Raw genomic sequence first — 3,258 nt, 5'->3', positions numbered from 1 at the left:
AGCAGGCTGCGGATGCGATGCATGGACTGGATGTCCTGCTGTTCAACGCTGTTGACGGCGACGTAGCGCATCGTCGGACGGGACGCCGCTTCGACGATCGCCTCCGCATCGTTGCGATCATTCTTCTGGGATTTGACGAACGGTTTGACGAATCGCGGCGCAATGATCTGCACATGATGGCCCATCGCCGAGAACCGACGAGCCCAGTAATGCGCTCCGCCACAGGCTTCCATCACGATGCGGCAGCAGGGCAGACAGACGACCGTCTCGAGGAGCTTGCTGCGGCTGACTCGCCGGCCCAACACCGGATGGCCGCGTTCGTCGACGCCGTACAGCTGGAAGGTGTTTTTGGCGAGATCGATGCTCAGCAAAGCGACATTCATGACGGCCTCCGTTCAGTCGTGGACCAGGGATTGCCCATACTGCCATGCCCTCTGGCGCCGATCGTTTGCATACATCCGCCGGAGGTGGGACGAGGCCATTCCACTATATCCGGCCTTATTGCAGCCGGTAGCGCCGCTGCGGGCCTCTATGAAATTCGCTGACTCGCACCTCATTCTCCTAGCGAGCTGGAAAGCTCCTGCTGACATACAGGTTTAGCGAGTCGCGGTCCTACCTGGCTTGTCATCACACTCGATTGCTGCGCAACCTTTCGACGTTCACCCTTTGTTAAAGGTTAATCTTCCACGTGCAAGCCCGCTCACGCGGGTTTTGTGCTCACGTAGCCTGTCTGGTAGCGCCGGTCATGGGCTAACACTGCCCAGATCGTTCTTGCCATCTTGTTGGCCAGCGCGACGACGACCACGTTCATTGGCCGCTGCTTTTTCATCTGCTCGACCCAGGGGTCCGGGCTCTTTCGCGTGCGACAGTACGCTGCGCGCACCGTGAATGAGCAGCGTGCGCAAGTACGTGTCGCCGCGTTGCTGATCCCGTGCAGGCTAACCTTGCCGCCCGAGCCCGTTTGCTTCGGCACAAGACCCGCCCATGCGGCAAACTCTCTTCCCGAGCGGAACACTTTCGCATCGCCGATCATCGCCACTGCCGCAGTTGCCGTCAGTAGCCCGACTCCAGGAATCTCGCTGATCGCCTTCACGGCACGATCGCCCTTCTTCCATTCGCGCATCCGACGTTCGATCCCTGCCACCTGCTCGTCCAGCCTCGCCAGCCCGTTCCATTGCTCGCGCAGCGTGTCGATCAGCGCCGCCGGCAAACGCTCTGCGAGTCGCCCCAGCGCCGCCGGAATCTCCGCAGCCAGCTTCGCGCGGCCCCGGCTCATCACCTCGCCGTATTCCGCCAGCAGTCCGCGCAGTCCATTGATCTGCATCGTGCGGAACTTCACCAACTGCCCACGCATCCGGTGCAACGCGAGCATTGCCTGCTGCATTTCTGTCTTGACTGCCACTGGCTTGCCTGGCTGCTGTACCGCCAGCCAGATCGCCTTCGCATCCGCCGCGTCGTTCTTGCTGCGGATGTTGAATGGCTTCACAAACTCCGCCGGCATCAGCCTCACTTCGTGACCCATCCTCACTAGTCGTCGGGCCCAGTGGGTGCGCACCGCCACATGCCTCAATCCCAATCAGGCACCGGCCTCGATTCGCGAAGTGCTCGAGAAAGTTCACCCGCATGATTGGCTTGTTGACGATCTCGCCAGTCTGCTGATCGATGTAGTGCACCTGGAAAACCTGTTTGGCGATGTCGACGCCCACTGCCATACTGTTCATCGTGGATCCTCCGGTTGCCTGGGAAATGCCTGCATTTTCCACCTGGGCACATCGATGCCGTTGGCCCGTGAGGATCCACCCTTCCTGTTCCTCTCACTCGACCGTAGCGTGGGACGCGTTCATTTCACTCTCCTTCTCGGCGGACGCGGTGACGGACTGATCGTCGGGTTCAACGACCCGCACGGGCCGGAATCAACAGGACCGTGCTGCGGGCGCTGCGCAGGACGCGCTCGGCGACGCTGCCGAGCATGACGCGCCGAAAGCCGGGGCGGCCGTGCGTGCCCATCACGATGGCATCGGCGAGCCCTTGACGCCGTAAGTTGCCAGCCGGCTCTTCGCGTCGGTCGCGATCCGCTGGCCTTCTTCGATGAAGTCGTCCTCGATCACCGACGGATCGAAGCCCGGCGCGTCGTAATGATGGGCATATCGATCACATACAGCGGCATCAGTTCGGCGCCGGACTCGGCGGTGAGGGTCAACGCGGCATCGAAGGCTCGAGAGGCGGTATCGCTGCCGTCGAGCGACCAGTAGGCGGTGAAACATGATGGGCTCCTTAAGCGCGATCTTCAGTGCGAGAACAGCACTGGCACGGTCATCGACTCGAGCATCGTGCGCGTTGCGCCTCCCAGTACGACTTCGTGCAGGCGGGAGTGCGCGAACGCGCCCATCGCGATCAGGTCGCAGCCGAGCTCCGACGCCTGCGACAGCAAAGCATCGCTGACCGGCGTGTCGTTTTCGATGGTCAGCTCGCGCGCGTCGATCTTCACGCCGTGACGCGCGATGGTCAGCTGGATGTCCGCGCCAGGAATCCGGTCGCGCGGCGGTTGATCGCTGGGCGAATGGACCGTCAGCAGCGACACCTTGGCGGCATGGCCGAGGAACGGCAGCGCGTCGTGGATTTGCACGCTCGGCGCGGAAAACTTCGCGGCCTTCGTCGCCGAGACGGTAGTCGGGTCAACCAACGGCGCGGTGCCTCCTGTGCCGGGCTACCTGAAGAAGATCCGCGAAGTCTGCGAACGCCATGACGTGCTCCTGCTGCTCGACGAGGTGATGGCCGGCATGGGACGGACCGTTCAGTGTACGCCTATCTCGAGGACGGCGTCGTTCCTGATCTCGTGGCAATTGGCAAGGGTCTCGCGGCTGGCTATCAGCCGATCGCCGCGGCGCTGATGTCGGCCGCCGTGCACGATGCGATGGCACAGGGCACGGGTGTGCTCGGCAATGGGCAAACGCACGTCAATCGTAAGCGCTCGATTTCCCCCACCTAGCTTTTGCGTCTGGCAAGATCCACGATTGCGTCCGCAACCACAACTTGCGGACGCAATTTATGACCCAGGATGACCTTGCATTTTTGCCGTTGCGGGTGACCCGCGTTGGAGTGGGCGGCAAGCGCAGCTTCGATTCCATGGACAAGCGACGGCTGGTGGAGGCCTGCCTGCAGCCGGGTGCATCTTTGTCTGGGCTGGCGCTGAAGGCCGGGGTGAACGCCAACCAGCTGCATAAATGGGTTCGGCTGCATCGGCAGGCGGACATGCCC

4 protein-coding genes and 2 pseudogenes are annotated in these 3,258 nt (G+C 62.4%); 2 read left to right on the top strand and 4 right to left on the bottom strand.

Features of this window, described 5'->3' with window-relative positions; all coding sequences use genetic code 11:
• From GCT19_RS41330 to GCT19_RS41315, 4 genes and pseudogenes are all read right to left on the bottom strand, one after another.
• On the bottom strand, nt 1–383 hold a 383-nt coding region (locus tag GCT19_RS41330), incomplete at its 3' end, for an IS110 family transposase (protein ID WP_152855044.1).
• Between the two features lie 317 nt (nt 384–700).
• Nucleotides 701–1,561: an IS110 family RNA-guided transposase gene (locus GCT19_RS41325; protein ID WP_321576957.1), complete on the bottom strand. Its 861-nt coding sequence runs from the start codon at nt 1,559–1,561 to the stop codon at nt 701–703.
• A gap of 329 nt (nt 1,562–1,890) precedes the next feature.
• Nucleotides 1,891–1,971, bottom strand: a complete 81-nt coding sequence (locus GCT19_RS45040) for a hypothetical protein (RefSeq protein ID WP_375792000.1) — start codon at nt 1,969–1,971, stop codon at nt 1,891–1,893.
• Between the two features lie 316 nt (nt 1,972–2,287).
• Nucleotides 2,288–2,620, bottom strand: a pseudogene (locus tag GCT19_RS41315) (universal stress protein); the annotation flags it as partial.
• Between GCT19_RS41315 and GCT19_RS41310 the strand changes: the two are divergent.
• A pseudogene (locus tag GCT19_RS41310) lies at nt 2,619–2,897 on the top strand (aminotransferase class III-fold pyridoxal phosphate-dependent enzyme); the annotation flags it as partial. The pseudogenes GCT19_RS41315 and GCT19_RS41310 overlap by 2 nt on opposite strands.
• 151 nt (nt 2,898–3,048) lie before the next feature.
• Nucleotides 3,049–3,258: transposase (locus tag GCT19_RS41305; RefSeq protein WP_152855043.1), on the top strand; the 210-nt coding region annotated here is incomplete at its 3' end.

The organism is Paraburkholderia atlantica (genome assembly GCF_009362785.1).
Lineage (GTDB): Bacteria > Pseudomonadota > Gammaproteobacteria > Burkholderiales > Burkholderiaceae > Paraburkholderia > Paraburkholderia atlantica.
Note: the sequence above shows the minus strand (reverse complement) of the source record. Positions and strands in the feature narration are given on the sequence as shown.